1 protein-coding gene is annotated in these 255 nt (G+C 66.7%); it reads right to left on the bottom strand.

Translation table 11 applies throughout. The features are described 5' to 3' along the window. Positions 1-255 (bottom strand): contractile injection system protein, VgrG/Pvc8 family (locus MXF20_RS23300; protein ID WP_325971649.1); only part of this gene is annotated, 255 nt, incomplete at both ends.

Here is a 255-nt window from a genome sequence, read left to right as displayed (position 1 = left end):
GCCGCGCCTGCAGCATCCACGCGTTCGGCTTGCGGAAGTCGTAGTCGTCCGTGCTGTACATCCCCGGCGTCACGCTCTCGCACAGCGACCACTGGCTGATGCCCTCCTCCGTCACGCTCCCGCCCGATGCCGTCACGTGGTACGGTATCGTCTCGTAGCCCGCGAACGCCTCGTGCTGGTCCGCCCCGTCGCACAGCACCATCACGTGACGCTCCGCCTCGTGGCGGAACCAGTAGTAAATCCCCTCCAGCTCCA

The sequence above is a fragment of the Pantoea dispersa genome (genome assembly GCF_035783935.1).
GTDB lineage: Bacteria > Pseudomonadota > Gammaproteobacteria > Enterobacterales > Enterobacteriaceae > Pantoea > Pantoea dispersa_C.
This window is presented reverse-complemented; position numbering and strand designations above follow the sequence as displayed.